This window comes from Mesorhizobium sp. M1163, from assembly GCF_040318415.1.
Lineage (GTDB): Bacteria > Pseudomonadota > Alphaproteobacteria > Rhizobiales > Rhizobiaceae > Mesorhizobium.
In genome coordinates this window covers 1-19,084 of the sequence record NZ_JAMYMF010000061.1, presented here as the reverse complement: position 1 = coordinate 19,084, position 19,084 = coordinate 1, and the positions used below count along the sequence as shown (strand labels likewise).

The window sequence follows — 19,084 nt, the reverse complement described above, 5'->3', positions numbered from 1 at the left end:
ATCGTCATATGTCGAAGCCCTCAAAGGCCTCGAACATCGTCCCTTACATCCACGCGCGAAAGGTGCCGCCGGGACAGCGCTTACGGAAAGTCAAAACTGGCCGAGGCGATCCGGTATGCCACGTCACGTCGCGCGGTGCTCGAACACTTCTTCATCGACGGGCGTGCCGAAATCGACTCCAACATCGTCGAGCGCGCCATCAGGCCGCAAACAATAATCAGAAAAAACAGTCTATTCGCTGGCTCCGAAGGCGGTGGACGCGTATGGGCGACCGTAGGCACCATGCTGCAGACGGCAAAAATGAACGGCGTCGATCCACTCGCCTGGCTCCAGCAAACCCTCGAGCGTATCGCCAAGGGCTGGACAATCTCCCGCATCGATCAGCTCATGCCGTGGAACTTCAGTCCAGATACGCTATGAGCTAACCGCTTACCCTCGATCGGCAGCGCATCCACAATGTCGATCTTGCCGCACAGGTGTTCTATGGCGTTATCTGTTCGACATACCCACGTGCGACTTGGTCGTTCACGAAAGTGATCGAGCTTCACGGGCTAAATTTGCAGATTTGCGGTCTTGCACGCGTTCAGAGGCATGAGGCCGCACGCTCCGCGACCTGATGATGTGTGGAGAACCAAACGTCGCCCTTTGCCTTAGCACATCGAATTAGTTCTTCTACGATCCAGATCCTTGACCGATATCCAATGACGTGTGGATGCAGAGTTAGCTGGAATAAATCGGCGTCTTGATACGCCCCTTCGAACTCCCGAATGAATACGGACAGCACGTCATCGAGCGATGAATCTGGTCGCGACGACCCATCGGGACCCATCCAAAGATAAGTGGCGTCGTCTCGAATCCATTCTACCGGTATTTCAATGACGCCTGTTGGTTCCTCGTCTTCCAGCAGCTCATAGCAACTGTCATCGGCCATAAGGGATGAGTCGTATGTCAATCCCATCTCTCGTATGATCTGGAGAGTTGCGTCGGAATAATCCCATGATGGAGTTCGAATCCCGGTCGGACGTCTGGAGGTGATTTTTTCAAGGACGTCGGCGCTCCTCATCATCAAAGAACGCTCGCTCTCCACGCTCAGTTCCGAGTTCAGCTCGTGTATCCAGCCGTGCATGCCAATTTCATGACCTTCACCGACAACTGCCCGTTGCTCGCTTGGATACAATTGGGCGATTACAGCCGGAACGAAGAAGCTCGCTGGGACATCATACTTTCTCAGGAGCTCCAGAACCCGAGGCATCCCCCGTCGGCTCCCACACTGCCCCCACGATAATCTGCCCAGGGACCGCCCTCCCCTGCGCAATTCGTTCGACTCGTGATCGACGTCGAATGAGACAGCGAACGCGCAGCGCTTGCCTTCGGGCCACGTCGGTCTTAACGCCTTGCCCGCTCTAACCTTGTTGACTCGCCGCCGCCATTGGCTCTCGGGCCATTCCCAGGGATTGAGCACGGTCGACTTGGGGCACCTAGCTACTCCTGAACGATATTCGCATCGAGGTTCCGCGGAAGAACTTGATCTGGGCAACGCCGAAACAGCGCAGCTGCCAATCGCGGGAGACCCGGACGAGGCCGACGATCAGCCGCAAGGCGTTCGCCACGAAAGATCGATCCGCAAGGGTTATGATAAGGCGATCTTGACGCCTCTGGCGAGCGCCGCGACCCTGTAGACGCCAGCTCGTCATGTCTTCTCCGGGGCTGGGCACCCCGGCAGGGCCGGGGAGGCAGTCAGGCGTATAGGTGGCAAATTTCGGTCTCGGCTTCAACGCTTGGAGAGCTCGGCGGTCGTGGGGCCGCCCGGCATGTTGACTTTGCTGAAGCCGTACTTGCCGCCCGGCGCCATCATATCGTCGGAGCCAAGATGGTCGTTCAACACGGAATTGAAGGGTTTCGACCGCTACCTGCTCGTTGGGCGGGGAAGACGAGTGCGGCATACATCGGCGGGGGAGAGGTGCACGAGGCGCTCTAGGCGGCTGATCCAATGCAACCATTTCCTCCGCCCTGGCTCTCGAATACCACAGGCTCCGAAAGAGCGAAGTTACAGTTACTTCTTGATTAGCACATCATACGGAATATCATGCAACTTTTCGTGCCCTGTTTTCGTCACCCTTATACACTGACTGATCGAAATGCCGAAATCATCGTAGTACAAACCCGGAATACAGTGTAACGCCATATTGTGCTTAAGGACCGTCTTGTCTCCCGGGCGCAGACTGACTGTCTTTTCTACCCAAGTCGAAGGAAAGCCAATGCCCACGGAATAACCAATGCGTGAATCTTTTTTGACGCCATATTTCGCTATCGTTTTTCTCCAAGCGGCTTCAACCTCCTCACAGGTCACGCCCTCCTTGACGACAGCAAGCGCCTCTTGCAAACCCTCGATGGCAGCATTTGCATGGTAAAGGAATTTTTCGGAAGGCTGCCCGAGGCACATTGTGCGTGATACGGGACAGTGATAGCGCTTATAAACACCGGATGTTTCCATGTACATATCGTATCTGTCCGGGTACCTGCTTTCATCCCACGTAAGGTGAGGAGCTCCGGCATATTCGCCACCAGGAAATACAGGCGGCCCTGCCTGCCAATCGCCGCCGAATTCCTCTGTTCCCCGAACGCTAGCCTCAAGTACCGCAGCAGCCACGTCACACTTTCTGGCGCCGGGTTTGAATGCTTCGACGCAGGCTTCCCAGGCTTTTCTAGTAATCTTGCCGGCGCGCCTCATCATCTCGATTTCGTTGTCCGACTTAATAATCCTTACCCAGTTTACGATAAAGCTGCCGTTCACAAGCTTCGCTTCGGGTAATCCTTGCTTGTATTTTTCGTATGCGAGCGGCGCGATGAAGTCATGCTCCATTTCGATAGCAATTGTCTTTTTGCCGTATCCGAGTTCTTTAATCAGGCCCGATATCCAATCCATCGGGTGCTTAGTCCTGCTGTTGGTGTATTCATCTGTGTACCAATGGACATGATCTCTTGACAGCCACGTTGTTACATGCGCGCCGACCAACGCATCGTTGTAGCGTCCAATGTAGCGTGGCATATCGTCATCGAGGGCAACCAAGATAACTTGCTCAACATAATAAGAGAGCGCATTGTATCCAGACACATAATACATGTTGGCCGGATCTGTGATCAACAAGACGTCAATTCCTTGATCGCTCATAGACGTTTTTATGTTTTTTAACCTTTGAACGTACTCCGCTTGGCTAAATGGCATGATATTCTTCATTTAGATCTCTCCTTGTATGGGTTAACCGTTTGATTCACTCCGCAAGATGGACGGGTTTGTGAACCACGCGGCCTTTCACAGTTGGCTTGCACCCATTTCCCCCCAGCGCTCCTACGATCCGCGCCGGGCGATGCGTCGGAGCACCAGAGGCGTCAACCCGGATCGATCTTGAGCGCAGGAGTGAGCGTCCTAGTGCCGCGAGCGTTGGAGCTGGACTGCCCTTACTCTTGTCATCGCAAGGTGCGCTTCGCCTGGATGAAAGTTCTCTTGAGGTCACGGCGTGCAATCAAGAGATCTTCCCTAAGCCGATCGCACGTTGGTTAGAGCACTCCGCTCCGCGCTTGAGTGCAAAGACCTGTCAGACTGCCCCTTCTGCTTCTCACAACCGGAGGCCTTCCCTGACCATGCGTCCTAGATGTTATTGCCTTCCCTTACAAGTTCATCCATGACCGAGCGCACGGCGCTTTCGGCGATTGCAACAATCTCTTCCACCTCAGCTTTGGTTGTTACGAGCGGTGGGGCAAACCCAAGAATATCGCCATGCGGCATCGCACGTGCGATAAGGCCACGATCGCGAGCAGCCTTCGAGATTCGCACACCAATCTTCAGCGTCGGATCAAAACGCTTCCGATTGTCACGGTCGGCAACGAACTCGATTGCGCCCATAAGACCGACGCCACGCACTTCCCCTACGATCGGTAACTGTGCGAATTTTTCATTCAGCTGGGCTTGGAAAAACGCGCCGACGTCGCGAGCATTGCCGGGGAGGTCTTCCTTCTCGACAATGTCTAGGACCGCGTTTGCGGCGGCGGCGCCGATGGGATGACCAGAGTAGGTGTACCCGTGCGAGAATGCGCCGACCTTGTCGGCTCCATCCTCCAGCACTTTATAGACCTTCTCACCGACGATTGCCGCTGAAAGCGGGAAGTAAGCCGACGTCAAACCTTTCGCTATCGTGATGAGGTCTGGCTCGATGCCATAGTGCTGTGACCCGAACATGGAGCCGGTGCGGCCGAACCCGGTGATTACTTCATCGGCAATCAAGAGCACATCATGCTTTTTGAGGACTGCCTGTATCGCTTCCCAATAACCTTCCGGCGGAGGCGTGATACCACCGGTGCCGAGCACCGGCTCGCCAATGAAGGCTCCGACGTTGTCCGGGCCGAGCCGTTCGATCAGCTGATCAAGTTCCTGTGCTCGCCGGACTGAGAATTCGCGCTCGGTCTCGCCCGGGGTTGCGCCCCAGTAGTGATGCGGGACACCGGTGTGAACAATCTGCGGAAGTGGCAGGTCCATGTGGTCGTGATAGAAGCTCATGCCCGTCATCGAGCCGGAGACGACGCTGCAGCCGTGATAGCCGCGTTCACGGGAGATGATCTTCTTTTTGGTCGGCTTGCCGCGAAGATTATTATAGTACCAGACGAGCTTGGCTTGGGTCTCGTTGGCGTCCGAGCCGGACATGCCGTAGAATACCTTGCTCATCTTGCCAGGCGCCATCTTGACGAGGCGATCAGAGAGAATCGCGAGCTCGTCGGTCGTGTGCGCCGCATAGGAGTGGTAATACGCCAGCCGATAGGCCTGACGCGAGATCGCATCGGCGACCTCCGTGCGGCCATAACCGACATTGACGCAGTAGAGGCCGGCAAAACCATCGATAAATTGGTTGCCGTGCGCGTCCTGGATGCGGATCCCCTTCCCTGTCTCCACGATCGTTGGATCGCCGAGCTTACCGGTGGCGAAATCCTTAAGCTGCGTGAAAGGATGCAGTACCGAGTTGCGGTCCTTTTCGCTGATCTCTTTGATGTTGATGGTCATTGGATGCTTCCTTTCAAGCCGCGATGTTGCCGATACAGAGGTATTTTTGTTCGAGATATTCGGTGAGACCGTGCCTTGAGCCCTCGCGACCAAGGCCGGATTGTTTCCAGCCGCCGAACGGAATGCTCGCCCCCGTAAATTTTGGAGTATTCACGGCAACCATGCCGTACTCGAGCCCGTCGGAGAGCCGCATGGCGCGGTTGAGATCTCGAGTATAGACATACGCCGCAAGACCCATCTCAGAATTGTTGGCCCGTGCGACCACCTCCCCTTCGTCGTCGAAGGGCAAGATTGCAGCCACGGGTCCAAACGTTTCATCTTTCGCGATCGGCATTTCATCTGTCACATCTGCAAGCACGGCCGGTGTGACGAAGTTCCCGCCAAGCGGGTTATGCTGTGCGCCGGTTACCATGCGAGCCCCGGCTGCTAGAGCCTTAGAAATCTGTTGCCTGCACTTTTCAGCACCAGATGCCTTTGTCATCGGACCGATGTCGACACCCGGCTCCAATCCGTGTCCGACTTTTAGTTTGCTGGTGGCCTCGGCAAATTTTTGTACGAAATGATCGTAGACCCACCGCTGAACATAAATCCGGTTCGCCGCGAGACAGTCCTGGCCGGATGTCGCGAACTTGGCTGCCATGCAGCTGGCGACCGCCGCGTCGATTGGGGCATCGTCGAAAAGGATGAAGGGAGCGTTGCCGCCAAGTTCGAGCGAGGCCTTCTTTACAGTCTTCGCGGATTGCTCGAGTAGGAGTCGGCCGACCTCGGTCGAGCCCGTAAAAGAGAACGCACGTACGTCGGTATGCGCCAACAGCCGTTTGGCAAGCGGCGGAGCTTCGCCCGTGATCACCTGAAACACACCGGGCGGGATCCCGGCGTCCTCGGCAAGGCGGGCAAGCGCGAGCGCCGACAGCGGCGTTTCCGGTGCCGGCTTTACGATCATTGTGCAGCCAGCGGCCAACGCGGCTCCGGCCTTTCTGGTGATCATTGCCGACGGAAAGTTCCAAGGCGTAATAGCGACGGTCACTCCGATCGGCTGCAGATGCACGGCAAGCCTGCTTCCGGCGAGATGGCTAGGGATGGTCTCGCCATAAGCTCTCTCGCCTTCCGCTGCAAACCAGTCAAGAAAGCCGGCAGCGTATGAAACTTCCGCAGATGCCTCGGCGAGTGGTTTACCTTGCTCGGCCGTTATGATGACAGCCAGGTCCTCCGCGTTTTCTCGCATCCCGGCCGCCCATTTCCGCAGACATGCACCACGTTGTAACGGAAGCATGCCGCGCCACTTGAGAAACGCTGCTCTTGCAAAATGGACTGCGTCATCAACGTCGGAATCGGCACAAGCCGAAACTTGAGCCAGTTCGTCGCCGTTTGCAGGATCAAACACGCCGAGAGTATCTGGCTTCGAGAGCCAGGCGCCGTTCAAATACGCACTTCCTCGCAAAAGGTCTGGCCGTTTTAGCCCGCGTAGTGCCGTGACTGAGGTGCCCCTCATCTAAGACTCCAACTGTATGATGCCTCTACATTATTGCTGCCTCAGTGCCGACCGACGGCGCAGTTACAGCATTTTTGGCTGCATTCCTGCAAACAACAGCCAATTCGCGTGGAATTGAACTTCGCGCACGGCTTCACTTGCCAGCAGGCGTGAGATCCGAGAGCGAGGTCGGCAACCTACGTCAAACGTCGCCTGGTCTTCGGCGGCGCGGAAAGTGATCGTTTCCAGCTCCGCTCTCCCGATCGTGAGCTCCCGAGCTCCCGATCCGGTTCCGCGGTTTTAGATCCACGATCGGGCCGCTTTGAGCTTTGAGCCGAGCGATGTGGATATCGCCGTCGCGCCGCCCAGGTACACACGATGATCTAAGAGGTGCCCATGTTCGAGGGCTCTGATTGTCACCCCTCTTATTTAAGGAAGTCGGCATCACCGCCGTGTCGAGCACGGGCACCCCAAGATCCACTTCCAGAAGCGCCGACGGGAAAGCCGAAGAGCGCGACGTGCGACCGCCACAGACTAACGCAGCATGCCGAGTACGGTCAGGTCCCCGGCCCAAGGGACAGGGTATGAGCGCCCCCATTAGGTCGAGCGTGCCTAATAGGTGAGCATGATTCTCTGGTACAGTTCAGCTGCCTTGATCAGTTGATCGATTTCAACGAACTCGTTATTCGTATGGGCCTGAGCAGTACGTCCCGGTCCGATAACGACGCATGGGATTCCGGCCAATGACAGCTGATTTGCATCCGAGCCGCCGGTGGCTCCTTTCTGCTCTCCGGTCCCCGCGACGTGGGCACAAGCCGCTGCTGCGGCTGCTGCAATTTTGCTCGACTCAGAACTGACTGGAGGCGGGTCTTCCAATGCGGGAAGCAATGACCGAACGTTGATCTTATCTTCCCCCTGGCGGAGGCCTTCCAATATGCTTTCTACCTCCGCTAAGGCGTCCTGCGGCCGCTCCCCTGGTATAAGACGCCGATCGACCCAGATACGGCACACCGGCGGTACAGTGGTAAGTTCCAAACCTCCTTCGATGAGACTCACGGTCAACTGTGAGGACCCTACCAATGGGTGCTGAGCTCGAGACACCAGGGATCGATGGTGCTCATCAAGCGCCAGCACCACCCTCGCCATGCCCGTAATCGCGTTCACTCCAAGATGAGGCTTCGACGTATGAGCAGGCACACCCTCAACCTCGATTTGCCAGCGGACAGAACCCATGTGAGCTACAACAAGCTCCAATTCGGTGGGTTCACCGACTACCGCACCCTCATAAGTGACGCCTGAATCAGCAATAGCGCGGGCGCCAAGTTTGCGGTACTCTTCGTCAATGCTGGCTGCCACCACAACCGTGGCCCTGGGTTGCCGCTCACCAAGTGAGCTAAGGGCGATCAACATAGCTGCAAGTGAGCCTTTTGTGTCGCAGCTACCTCGTCCATAGATTCGCCCGTCCCTTTGCTCACCCGAGAACGGATCTGATTTCCATCTATCAATAGGAACGGTATCCATATGAGCGATGAATAGAATGCGCCTGTCGGGTTCCTGCCCAGGTATCCAGGTCAAGAAATTCGAGCGACCATCGGCCACCTCCTGACTCTCATAAGCCAGGTTCCGTTCCTTGCAAAAACCCTCCAGGAACTTGACTACCCCTTGCTCTCCACTTCCTTTTGGAGACAACGATGGATTGATGCTCTCGATTTTTATGAGGTCTTGGAGGAGTCTAATAGTCTCGGCGGGCTGGGTCGGCATGTACTCTCCTATATCGATGAACTAGCCGTTTTGCTGTTTACCTCGACCAACTCTTGGCTAGATTGATTACGCGATCGACTTCATCGGCAGTGTTGTAAAGATGCAGGGAGAACCGAAGCATCCCTCTGCGTATTGAGACGATCACCTGGTTTTTCGTGAAATGCTCGTGAAGCGAGCCAATGCGGGCGTCGACTGGGCGCCCTTCAACAAGGTCGCTGGGATCGCCAATGGCTACAATACTTCCAGTGTGACTGCCTGGAGACCCGCCGCAGACAGGTAGCCCGATATCTAAGAAACCAGAGGCCATGCGTTTTGCGAGTGAGGTAACGCTTTGGTCGATCGCCTCGGTTCCAATGTCAAGTAGCTGTCCCATTGATGCATATGCAGCCAACATGCCGGGAAAGTTGTAATGTCCAATATCAAATCGAGGGGCGCCAGGGCGCAATTTTACGGAACTAGGTACAGGAGCCGATTCTGGCGCGTTTCCGAAATCGACGCTGAAACGCGCAAGGTAGGCCGGGCTCAGCCGATCGGCCCATTCTTTCCGGCAATATAAAAACCCTGATCCATAAAGGCCCATCAAACCTTTCACAGTGGACACTGCCAAACCGTCTACACCAAGTCGATTAACGTCGGTGTGGAGTATTCCAACAGATTGCGTTGCATCCGCCAGAAGAAAGACACCATAGTGCCTGCAGGCTTCGGATATATGCTCCATTACAGTCCGAAATCCCGGAACCATTGTCACCGTCGAAAGCGCAGCTATACGGGTATGAGAATCGATTGCCTTTACAATAGCGTCAGAAGGAATTGAACCATTATCCGGTTCTATGAATCGCAACTCAACATTGTGTCGGTGTTTGATCTGAAGCCATGGCAAAATGTTATTTGCGTGCTCCAATTTGGGGCAAAGTACGACATTGTCGCCCAGCCTCCAATCGACTGCATTGGCGACGATATTGATACCTTCTGATGCATTCTTGGTAATAGCAATTTCATCGTGAGCTGAATTGATAAATTGTGCGAATCTAGCGCGAGTACGCTCGACGTGTTCGAGCATGCTTCCTTCGTCGTTTAGACCATGCAGCCGATTGTTCAAATGAGGCTCGATGGACGCCAATGTGGATCTTGAAATGAGGCCCTGGTTGGCGACATCCATGTAGATGGTGTTTGTTGTGGCTGGAAACTCCTTGCGGAGAATGTCCAAGGGAAGCATATGACTTTCTCTCCCGGGGCTGTTGACGATTGACGCGGCGTTCGAGCTATCTGTTAGGGCGAGCGTTCCATGGCAGGATCCGTAAGACGGCCAACGAATACCGCCAGCATGGGCGTTCGCTGACCTGCTCATTTTACACCTCCTCATTGCCGACTTCGGGCTAATGTTCGCTAGCGGGCGCCGCTTTCCTGCGCCAAACCTCTATTTGCGCAGAGTTTGCGAACGAATCTCGTTTAGATTGCCGGAGGTTTCAGCGGCATGCTGCGGCAACAATCGTCTCCCCGTGCAGAGACATTGGAGCAAAAGAGACAGGCGATCGTTCACTCGTGTTAGCGTCCGCCACATATCGGGCAGCGGTCGCGATTTTAATCCGCTCGGCGCTTGATGGACCCGCTCGCCCGCAGACGCGCTCCCATGTCGATGGCCAGCCCGAACTTCGCTCGTCGTCTTGCGCTTGCCTCCCGCAAGACGGACCGTCAAAGTTCCTCAGAAATAGTCGGCGATCTAGGCTACGATTGGATGTCTCTCGGCGACAGGCTAAAATTCGCAGCCTTGGCTTATGCCGATAAAGTGCATGATTGACCGAAAGAACGCCGATTTCCTGCAATTCTGAAGGTTTCTTAGCGTCGAGACGCCTTTTAGCCCCTGCTACATTTTGCCGTACGGCCTGCGGCATCGGCGTTGGCGCCGTTATCATCATGAGCAGCAGAGATGGTGAATGGATCTCGATCGAATTGACCGGAAGATTCTCAACGTCGTGCAGCGCAACAATCGCCTTACGACAGAGGAATTGGGGGGGCTCGCCGGACTATCGGCTACCGCTTGTCAGCGAAGGTTAAAGCGACTTCGAGACTCCGGCGTGATCGAGGCGGACGTAGCCATAGTTTCGCCAGAAGCCGTCGGTCGGCCCGTGATCCTGCTGGTATCCATCACTCTCGAGCGCGATCGCGCAGATATCATCGATCGCTTCAAGCAGGCAATTCGGCGCACGCCTGAGATTATGAGCGCATACTATGTGACGGGTGAAGCCGATTTTATTATCACGGTTTCTGCTCAGGACATGGCCGAGTACGAGGCGTTTACTCGTCGTTTCTTTTACGAACATCTCGAGGTAAAGGGCTTCAAGACAACCGTCGTAATGGATCGGATCAAGGCATCCTTTGCCTTGCCAATTGCTGAAGAGTAGCCCCGCGCATTGCAGAATCGCATGCTAGGCATCGATCTTACAACATCGCAAAGAAAGGAAGCTCCGGTGGCCATTCTCAACAGTGTCGCAAACCTTCTCCCTGAGATAGTGGCTTGGCGCCAAGATATTCATGCACATCCCGAGCTGGGTTTTGATATCCCTCGTACATCGGCGTTTGTCGCCGAGCGGCTGCGTGAATTCGGCTGCGACGAGGTCGTGACCGGCGTCGGCAAGACCGGCGTCGTTGGCATCATCAAGGGCAATAGAGTCGCGAGGGACGGCGATCTCAAGGTCATCGGATTACGCGCTGACATGGATGCGCTTCCGATCGATGAAGCGACCAATCTGCCCTATGCGTCGAAGAACAAGGGTCTAATGCATGCCTGTGGTCATGACGGCCACACCGCGATGCTATTGGGCGCGGCGCGCTACCTTGCCGACACTCGAAACTTTGCTGGGACGGCAGTGATGATCTTCCAACCTGCCGAGGAGATCGGCACAGGCGCGGTCGCCATGATAGAAGACGGTTTGATGGAGCGTTTCGGTATCGAACAGATCTATGGAATGCACAATCGTCCAGGCTTGCCGATTGGTGCCTTCGGCATCCGACAAGGTCCGGTTATGGCGGCAACGGACGGCATCGAGATCAGAATTGAAGGCCGCGGCGGGCATCCCGGTAGGCCCCATGAATGCATCGACCCAATCCCTGTCGGAGCACAGCTTATTACGGCCTTGCAGCAAATCTTGGCTCAGAACGTTGACCCTGTGGAATCGGCAGGAATTTCGTTCCATCAGTTCCAGGCCAGAGACTAGTGCCGGTCGTTCCACAGACAGCGGAGCTGGTGGGCACCATGCGCACGCTGAAGCCAGAGGTGCGCAAGCTTGTGAAAGAACGACTGGGCGAGGTGGTCGCCGGCACCGCGCAAACTACCGGCTCCAAGATAGATCTTACTTTCCAGAGCTTCGATGCGATTCTCTTCAACGAGGCTCTGCAGACCGAGCTTGCCATAAACGCAGCGAAGGACGTGGCCGGCGAAAACAACGTGCTCGAGACGCTGCCGGTAATGGGAGGGGAAGATTTCTCCTTCATGGCGCAGGCGCGGCCCGGTGCTTTCGTCTGGTGCGGAAACGGCGATAGCGCCGGCTTGCATCACCCTGCCTACAATTTCAACGACGAGGCCATTCCTTATGGAACGTTGTACTGGATCAAGCTCGTAGACAACACGCTGGTGACTTGAGGTATGACCGACCGGAAACAGTGTTGGTGATCGGGCTGACTAGATGGGTGATCGCGGACTGCTCCAATTTCATGCGACCGCATCAGCGTGAACTAGATGTCCATAACCGGAAAACGCGTCCGTTCGCATCTAAGTGGCCATGAAACGAGCCACGGTCCTCACCCGCTTCCAACCAAACCGTTGCGAGATCAAATACGCAAGCTGGGTTGGGTGCAGGCTGCCGGCCGGCCAAATATCGATGCAAAGCGACGTCAATGGAGCATAACAAGGTCGGGAAGACCGCAGAATAATCAATAGCTGCCCGCCGTGTGCTTGAAGAACAGAATGTAGTGGACCTTGTTAAAATGAAGAGTCGTTCATCCGTGCCAACATCTCTTGAGGGCCTCACGGCGTGCGAGTGCCTGGAGCTATATCGGAGGCGGCAGCTCTCGCCGGTTGAAGTCGTCGATGACTGTCTCCGCCGTATCGACGCCATCAACCCGATGCTGAACGCATTTTGCCTTGTCGACCACGAGCAAGCGAGGTCTGTTGCCCAAGCTTCGGAGGGGCGCTGGATCAAAGGTGAGCCAGCCGGAGTACTTGATGGCATTCCGGCTACCATCAAAGACCTCACCTTGACACGGGGATGGCCAACAAGGCGTGGATCATTGTCAGGTAGCGCCGAGGGGCCTTGGACAGACGACGCGCCCGTTACAGCGCGTATCCGTGAGGCCGGTGGCGTTATTTTGGGCAAGACAACCACTCCAGAGTTTGGTTGGAAAGGCGTTACAGACAGCCCGCTCTACGGGATAACCCGCAATCCTTGGAATTCTGACCTGACACCAGGCGGGTCGTCGGGAGGCGCCGGAGTTGCGGCCGCCCTCAATCTTGGCTTTCTTCACCAGGGTAGCGACGGCGGAGGATCAATCCGGATACCTGCGAGCTTCACGGGAACTTTCGGCTTCAAGCCGAGCTTCGGCATCGTTCCGCAATGGCCAGCTAGCGCCATGACCACGCTGTCTCATTTGGGGCCAATGACCCGCTCGGTTGCGGATGCCATCCTGATGATGAATGTCATCGCACGAAAGGACGCTCGCGATGGTTATGCGGGACCGGCTTACCCCGGTCTAGAGGTCGATCCAGCAAAAACCACACTTAAAGGTCTGCGGGTCGGCTACAGCCGGGATCTCGGCTATGTGAAAGTGGCGCGCGACATTCAAAATGTTACCGACAATGCGGTCGACCAGCTTCGGGCTCTTGGAGCCGAGGTGGCCGAAGTCAACCCGGGGTTCGCGGATCCGGTCGAGGTATTTGCTACATCGTGGTTCGCCGGTGCCGCTCGTATTGTGTCACGAATGAACAAACAGCAAAGGGAACTATTAGATCCTGGCTTTCGGGAAGGTGCCGAACGCGGGCTGAAGATCACGCTCGCCGAATTTCAGGAAGCTGAGGCGATGCGGTTCGAGCTTTCCGCTCTCATGGCGAAGTTCCACGAAAATTACGATCTCTTGGTCACACCGACGATGCCTATCGCTCCGTTCCCCGTCGGACGAAATGTGCCAGATGACAATTACACGGGGTGGGTGGACTGGACGCCCTTCACCTACCCCTTCAACTTGACCCAGCAACCAGCAGCATCCATTCCATCGGGACTGGATGATCAAGGGCTGCCCGTCGGGCTACAATTGGTCGGTGCGCGCTATTCCGACACCACCGTCCTTGCCGCAGCATATGCAATCGAAACCCGTCTGGGGCTTCTTTCTTTGGCGAGGAACAGCTTCAACGCTGCCGTCCCTTAAGACCATCCGCGAACCGCTATCGATCCGCTCCCGGGCAAAACGAGAGAAACTCAGGCCATCGTGAAACGCGAATGTGGTTCAGCTGGCTGATGCGGTGCGCTCCATTGTCAGGGGCCATCGTGAAATCAGGACCACCGCGCAAGATTTTGATACGCTTGAACCCGCAGCTTGGCAATTTCATCGGTGTCCATCCTGACACGTGGAGATCACGACCGCTCGGCATCCACGCAACAACTAACTCGCTCGAAAGCTTATGGGCGCCGTTCGAACAGCCTGCATCAACATATCGAGAACCATGGTCGCAATTGGCTCGGTGGGTGCAGCTGCTGTACGCATGATCGCGTATTTCGGTAAATCTCGGACAGCCTTTTCGCTAAATCCCGGACAGTGATTTCAGTAATTCGCGGACAGCGTGGAGTGCACCCCTAGACTGAGACACAGAAAATCGCGGACAGTTTCCCTGCAAGGAGAGGAAACTGGGGCATGGCCAGACCGGCAAAGGGTCATTGATGAAGATCAAAAAACTGGAGCTTCTCCAGCGGATGAAGGCGGGCGAAACTGTCAGCAAGTTGGCGGATGAGGTTGGAATCAGTCGCCAACGACTTTACGAGTGGCGTGATCAACTCAGACTCCGCGGTAATCTGAAGTCACGCCGGCGCGGCCGACCGGCCAGATCGAAAGCAGGAGCTGACGGGATCGCGCAGTTGCAGAGCGCAGTTGATGTGCCGGCGGCTCAGGAAAAGGCACTGAGCAAGGCCAGGCGCCGGATCAGGGAACTGGAGCAGAAGGTCGGGCAGCAGCAGCTCGATCTCCATTTTTTTCGCGAAGCCTTGCGGCACTTCGAGGAAGATCAGCGTCGGAGCAGCGCTCCTGGCGAAACGGCATCTTCAAAGTCATCGAAAAGATGATGACCAGCCTGTCGCAAGGCGAATTCAACATCGAGAGAATGTGCTGGCTCGCTGGTGTCAGCCGGGCAAGCTATTACCGTCATTGGCTGGATTCGGCCCCTCGTCGGGCCGAGACAGGTTTGCGCGATCTCATTCAGAAGCTGGCTCTCGGCAACGCGCACTACGGCTACCGCCGGATCGCGGCCATGCTGCGGCGGGAGGGGTGGCAGGTCAATCACAAATGCGTTCTACGGATCATGCGTGAAGACAATCTGCTGTGCCTGCGCGCAAGCCCCTTTGTTCCTGTGACGACGAACTCCAGGCATGGTTGGCAAGTCGTGCCGAACCTCGCGAGGGGAATTATCCCCAATGGCGTAAACCAGCTATGGGTTGCCGATATCACTTTCCTGCATCTGGCTGAGGAGTTTGCTTTCCTTGCCGTTGTGCTTGATGCCCATAGCCGCAAGGTGGTCGGCTGGGCATTGGATACGCATCTTAGAGCAAGCCTTGCTATCGAGGCTCTCGAGATGGCGATCGCTGATCGCCAGCCCGTACCCGGGAGCCTCATCCATCATTTCGACCGTGGGGTTCAATACGCGTGCGGGGCCTACTCCGAACTCCTGAGTCCTCACGGTATCCAGGCGAGCATGAGCCGTGTCGGCAATCCTTACGATAACGCGAAGGCGGAGAGCTTCATGAAAACCCTGAAGCAGGAAGAGGTGCAAGGTCTCGCCTATAGGGATGCAGATGATGCTCGAAGGCGCATCGGCGCTTTCATCGATACCGTTTACAACACGCAGCGTTTGCATTCGGCGCTCGACTATCTCACTCCGGAGGAATACGAACAGAAGCATTCAAGCAGACGACTGATGGAAAAGGCTGCATAGCTAACGCGGAGGTGTCCGCGATTCTCTGTGTCTCAGTCTAGGGGTGCACTCCAATCGCGTCCGGTTTTTGATCGGAATGCCGTCCGGTAAATCATCGGAATCCGCACGCTCGCCAAGGCCGGGCGCGAGGGGCAGCTGCGCGAGCGTATCCGCTATCTATGCCGCGCCTCGCTGCTCGTCGTCGACGAGATCGGCTAGCTTGCAGGCCATAACAGCTTCGCGGCTAAGCTGGAGAGGAGCTAATCGACATGCAAAGTGCTGCTAAGGAATTTGCCCCAACAGCCGGCGCCTATATCAAGATGACCTATCTTGAAGCGCTCCGCAGGCTCAGATCGAGGAGATGGATCGTGATGAGCGCGTCTTCCTGATGGGAGAAGACATTTCTGTTTACGGTGGCGACAAAATTGTTGAGCGGTTCGGCAAAAACCGGGTCTGCAACATGCCGATTTCAGAAGGTAGTTTTACCGGCTTGGGAATCGGGGCGGCCATCAATGGATTACGACCCATCGTAGACCTCTCAATCGCCAGCTTTATGTATCTCGCCTCGGATCAGATCATCAACCAGGCTTCAAAGTTGCGACCGGATCCCGATCGCGCTTATGAGCCTCGACTTCTTCAACCGATCGATAAGGCTGCCCTGGAACCACCATCCCAAAGTTGTGCTCATCGAAACGATAAGTGTTGGCCACTATGAGAGTCGGCCCCTCGCCGGCCCGCGCTCGCGTCACGGCCCGTGCCGCAGCCTCATAGACGGCGTTCACGTCCTGCCCGTCAACCGTCACCCCCCCGGCATGCCATAGCCAGTCGCTCGGAGCGCGATGTCCGGCTGCCCGTGGCTTTCAGCCAGCGATGTGGCGATGGCATAGCCGTTGTTCTCGCAAAGATAGATGACCGGAAGTTTCCACAGTGGGGCCATGTTGAGACTCTCGTGGAAGGTGCCCTGGTTCACTGCTCCATCGCCGAAAAAGCAAAGAGTACCTGGTCTACGCTTCTAACCTTGGCGCTGAACGCGCAGCCTGTGGCCAGAGGAATGCCCCCTCCGACGATGGCCGATTCGCTAATAATCCCGACCGACCTGTCTGCAAGGTGCATCGAACCGCCGCGTCCCTTGCAGATGCCGCCCTCCTTTCCCATCAGCTCGGCCATGAGCGCGTCCAGATACGCCCTTGCCGATCGGGTGCCCGTGTGAACGATGCGTTCCGGTCATGACGTCATCGTCCCGAAGGGCGAGACATGCCCCCACGATGGCTGCTTCCTGGCCCACCCTCGCATGGAAAGAACCAGGGATCTTGCCGCCTTTGGTTTGGCGCATACCCTCTTCTTCGAATCGGCGGATGCGCAGCATCCGGCGATAAGCCTCTAACCTATGATCACCGTTCAACAGCATGATCTAAGCATCGCTCCGATACCGACACTCGCATAACTTTATCGAAGTGCGACGCCGACTCGCCGCAAATTTTTATTCCCAGAAGCTGATAATCGGCTTCAAACGAAGAAGGCGCAGGAATGCGCCGCGAAGCCCTTATAGCCCGCAGGCCCGCTTGCGATGACGCGTGCTCCTCTGCGAAGCAGCACTGGACATGGGCCGCCGGGTCAGCAGTCCGCCCGTGACATTCTGTTGTGCCGTAAACGCGACACCTCAACAAAACCAGATTCCAGCACTCATGACGTGCCACGTTGAAAGGGCGCAGATATAACCTTCACCTGCTGCCTGAGGCCGCTTATATCATCAAATGCATTGCCAAACGGGCGCCATCCAGACCTGACCTCACCTGGTTAGGATAGTTTCGATCGCCTCTAAGCGGTCAAGCGACGGACGCGAACGTCATCCGATAAAGCGTTGCGGTGTCATAGATGGGCAGTCCTGTCACACGGCGGATTGCTGGCGTGACCATTGGAAACAATGTACATTCAAACAGGAGCGCCGCAATTTCCGGATGTGCAGCGCGAAGTCGTGCGACACAGGCCTCCACATCTAACTCAATCTCGGCGACACTAGTCGGCTGTGGTGGCCGAGTCCTCCCGTTACGCCACAACGCACCGCCTTCGATGCCGCCGATCACTACTCTTGCCCGTGCGGCTGGATCATCGGTACCCAGCAGATCCACGCCGCAATGTGTCGAGTCTGCAGCCACAACGGCGAGCTTTGCGTCGGCCGGAAGCTGCCGGAGTAGCGTAGGCACCAGTAGTAGGCTCGACATTGCCACGGGAACGTTCACCGACGCGGACACCGCTGCCTGATGCCGGATAGCGAAGCCGCAGTCTCCGCATATTGCGACGGCGCCACGCTCGATCAGCCGCTGGGCAGCTGCAATGTAGGCCGGTTCGAGCGTAGGATCGCCAAGGATGACCCTATCCGCCCAAGCTCCTGCCGCCGTCTCTATGATTATTGGGAAGTCGAAAGTTGCTGGATTGAAAACCGAGTATGGAAGTGGCGGCGGAAATTCGCCGGGCGCTAGCCCGACCTCCAGTCCTAAAATTCCGAGGGCTCTTCGTGGTTGACTCGTCATGGAAGGAGCTTTCTTGAGTTGGAAAGCAGCTGCTGTGGTCATTGGTTCCTTAGTAATACTGGCCGTCAGTTCAGCGTTTTAGCTGCTCTGTGCCGTGTATGAAGCTAGCAGCGTCAAAAGGGCAGTTTTAGCGAAATGTCCCTTCCAAACGCAGGAGATCGGCGTTATTTTGCTACATGCGCATGATCGGGATGCAAACTCGTTAGTGCTGAAGACTCGCAAGCTCGTATGAACCCGGTGCGCGTGTCCGGAGCCAGATGGGTTCTGACTTGGGTTCCTTCTTAGTTTTTCATTGAACACGCGTGCGCGCGAAGCAACCTAATCGCACGGTCAATGGCGGGGAAATAGGGCATCGATTGCTCGGGCTTGCGAGAGTCCTGTCGGCCGCTTTTGCAGACGGTAGCGGCGGTTGAGCCAGACGCTTACCGACTCCACGATGGCATCTACGAAGATCGAGATGGCGGCAAGGGCCGGCGTACGACTCACTGTGGCTGTAAGCGTTGGCGCGCAATCGGCGACGCTTGGACGGCGAGCCGCCCGCGCCAGGATGATTGTTCGCTAGGTCCGCGGTCGCGAAAGGTTTAGTGCCGTGCAAGCCTCGGCCGTTCACACTCTCGAGCGCCGCGGCAGACCTCAGGGCAATAGGCTGCGTAGTGGATGCCGAGCACGTTTTGGCGGCCTGAGCGTCGGCGGCATCGTCAATATCCGTCGCGTTTTCCCGTCTCAGCCGGACGCTGACCACCTGCGTTATCCGCGTGAACCGCTGAACCGCACCGAACGTGTGCTCTAAACTCTAAACTGGCGGACGACCTGGAGCGGCTCGTGGTATCTCGGCATCAAATCAGCGCGTTACGCTGATTTCTTGAGCTGCACTTCCCGCGCCGCGCGCAGCCGGGCGAAGTCATCGCCGGCATGATGCGACGAACGCGTCAGCGGGCTCGACGCCACCAGCAGGAAACCCTTGGTTCGGCCGATCGTCTCGAAGGACTTGAACTCCTCCGGCGTGACGAAACGTAACCGCTGTTCTCAGGCCACGGCCTTGAGCGGCATAGGTCTGTAGGCCCAAGGCAGCAGATCGTCGATCTGGCTTTGTGGAT

The 19,084-nt window shown here is 56.4% G+C and carries 13 protein-coding genes and 4 pseudogenes; 7 read left to right on the top strand and 10 right to left on the bottom strand.

Translation table 11 applies throughout. From position 1 onward, the window contains the following. Nucleotides 1–420 (top strand): IS66 family transposase, encoded by a 420-nt coding sequence (locus NKH43_RS33205; protein ID WP_352861720.1) that lies wholly within the window; start codon nt 1–3, stop codon nt 418–420. 163 nt (nt 421–583) lie between these two features. On the opposite strand, the gene NKH43_RS33200 is transcribed toward NKH43_RS33205, so the two are convergent. The 6 genes from NKH43_RS33200 to NKH43_RS33175 form a co-directional block, all read right to left on the bottom strand. After that, nucleotides 584–1,252 carry a polysaccharide deacetylase family protein gene (locus NKH43_RS33200; protein WP_352861718.1) on the bottom strand — a complete coding sequence of 223 codons (669 nt, stop codon included), beginning with the start codon at nt 1,250–1,252 and terminating at the stop codon, nt 584–586. Nucleotides 1,253–2,053: 801 nt separating this feature from the next. Next, nucleotides 2,054–3,238 carry a M24 family metallopeptidase gene (locus NKH43_RS33195; RefSeq protein ID WP_352861716.1) on the bottom strand — a complete coding sequence of 395 codons (1,185 nt, stop codon included), beginning with the start codon at nt 3,236–3,238 and terminating at the stop codon, nt 2,054–2,056. A gap of 411 nt (nt 3,239–3,649) precedes the next feature. After that, nucleotides 3,650–5,053 carry an aspartate aminotransferase family protein gene (locus NKH43_RS33190; protein ID WP_352861715.1) on the bottom strand — a complete coding sequence of 468 codons (1,404 nt, stop codon included), beginning with the start codon at nt 5,051–5,053 and terminating at the stop codon, nt 3,650–3,652. 13 nt (nt 5,054–5,066) lie between these two features. Then, nucleotides 5,067–6,545, bottom strand: coding sequence for an NAD-dependent succinate-semialdehyde dehydrogenase (locus NKH43_RS33185; protein WP_352861713.1), 1,479 nt, complete (start codon nt 6,543–6,545; stop codon nt 5,067–5,069). 591 nt (nt 6,546–7,136) lie between these two features. Next, complete coding sequence (locus NKH43_RS33180) at nt 7,137–8,285, bottom strand: M20 family metallopeptidase (protein ID WP_352861712.1); 1,149 nt, start codon at nt 8,283–8,285, stop codon at nt 7,137–7,139. A gap of 37 nt (nt 8,286–8,322) precedes the next feature. Then, nucleotides 8,323–9,633 (bottom strand): aminotransferase class V-fold PLP-dependent enzyme, encoded by a 1,311-nt coding sequence (locus NKH43_RS33175; protein WP_352861711.1) that lies wholly within the window; start codon nt 9,631–9,633, stop codon nt 8,323–8,325. A 586-nt stretch (nt 9,634–10,219) separates the two neighbouring features. On the opposite strand from NKH43_RS33175, the gene NKH43_RS33170 reads away from it, so the two are divergent. The 6 genes and pseudogenes from NKH43_RS33170 to NKH43_RS33140 all read left to right on the top strand — a co-directional run. Then, the gene (locus NKH43_RS33170; RefSeq protein WP_352861710.1) at nt 10,220–10,687 is read left to right on the top strand and encodes an Lrp/AsnC family transcriptional regulator; all 468 of its coding nucleotides are present in this window, start codon (nt 10,220–10,222) and stop codon (nt 10,685–10,687) included. 66 nt (nt 10,688–10,753) lie between these two features. Beyond that, nucleotides 10,754–11,925 (top strand): annotated as a pseudogene (locus NKH43_RS33165) (M20 aminoacylase family protein). 344 nt (nt 11,926–12,269) lie between these two features. Then, complete coding sequence (locus NKH43_RS33160; RefSeq protein WP_352861708.1) at nt 12,270–13,703, top strand: amidase; 1,434 nt, start codon at nt 12,270–12,272, stop codon at nt 13,701–13,703. Nucleotides 13,704–14,212: 509 nt separating this feature from the next. Continuing rightward, nucleotides 14,213–14,611 carry a helix-turn-helix domain-containing protein gene (locus tag NKH43_RS33155; protein ID WP_352861706.1) on the top strand — a complete coding sequence of 133 codons (399 nt, stop codon included), beginning with the start codon at nt 14,213–14,215 and terminating at the stop codon, nt 14,609–14,611. Beyond that, nucleotides 14,611–15,477 (top strand): IS3 family transposase, encoded by an 867-nt coding sequence (locus tag NKH43_RS33150; RefSeq protein WP_352861704.1) that lies wholly within the window; start codon nt 14,611–14,613, stop codon nt 15,475–15,477. The genes NKH43_RS33155 and NKH43_RS33150 overlap by 1 nt, the downstream gene beginning before the upstream one ends. Before the next feature lie 340 nt (nt 15,478–15,817). After that, nucleotides 15,818–15,991, top strand: a pseudogene (locus NKH43_RS33140) (alpha-ketoacid dehydrogenase subunit beta); the annotation flags it as partial. A 43-nt stretch (nt 15,992–16,034) separates the two neighbouring features. Here NKH43_RS33140 and NKH43_RS33135 read toward each other — a convergent pair. The 4 genes and pseudogenes from NKH43_RS33135 to NKH43_RS33120 form a co-directional block, all read right to left on the bottom strand. Further along, nucleotides 16,035–16,205: a thiamine pyrophosphate-dependent enzyme gene (locus NKH43_RS33135; RefSeq protein WP_352861722.1), complete on the bottom strand. Its 171-nt coding sequence runs from the start codon at nt 16,203–16,205 to the stop codon at nt 16,035–16,037. Between the two features lie 50 nt (nt 16,206–16,255). Continuing rightward, nucleotides 16,256–16,789 (bottom strand): annotated as a pseudogene (locus NKH43_RS33130) (thiamine pyrophosphate-dependent dehydrogenase E1 component subunit alpha). A gap of 493 nt (nt 16,790–17,282) precedes the next feature. After that, complete coding sequence (locus NKH43_RS33125) at nt 17,283–18,029, bottom strand: aspartate/glutamate racemase family protein (RefSeq protein WP_352861702.1); 747 nt, start codon at nt 18,027–18,029, stop codon at nt 17,283–17,285. 807 nt (nt 18,030–18,836) lie between these two features. Further along, nucleotides 18,837–19,004, bottom strand: a pseudogene (locus NKH43_RS33120) (lipoyl synthase); the annotation flags it as partial. Nucleotides 19,005–19,084: the final 80 nt, after the last annotated feature.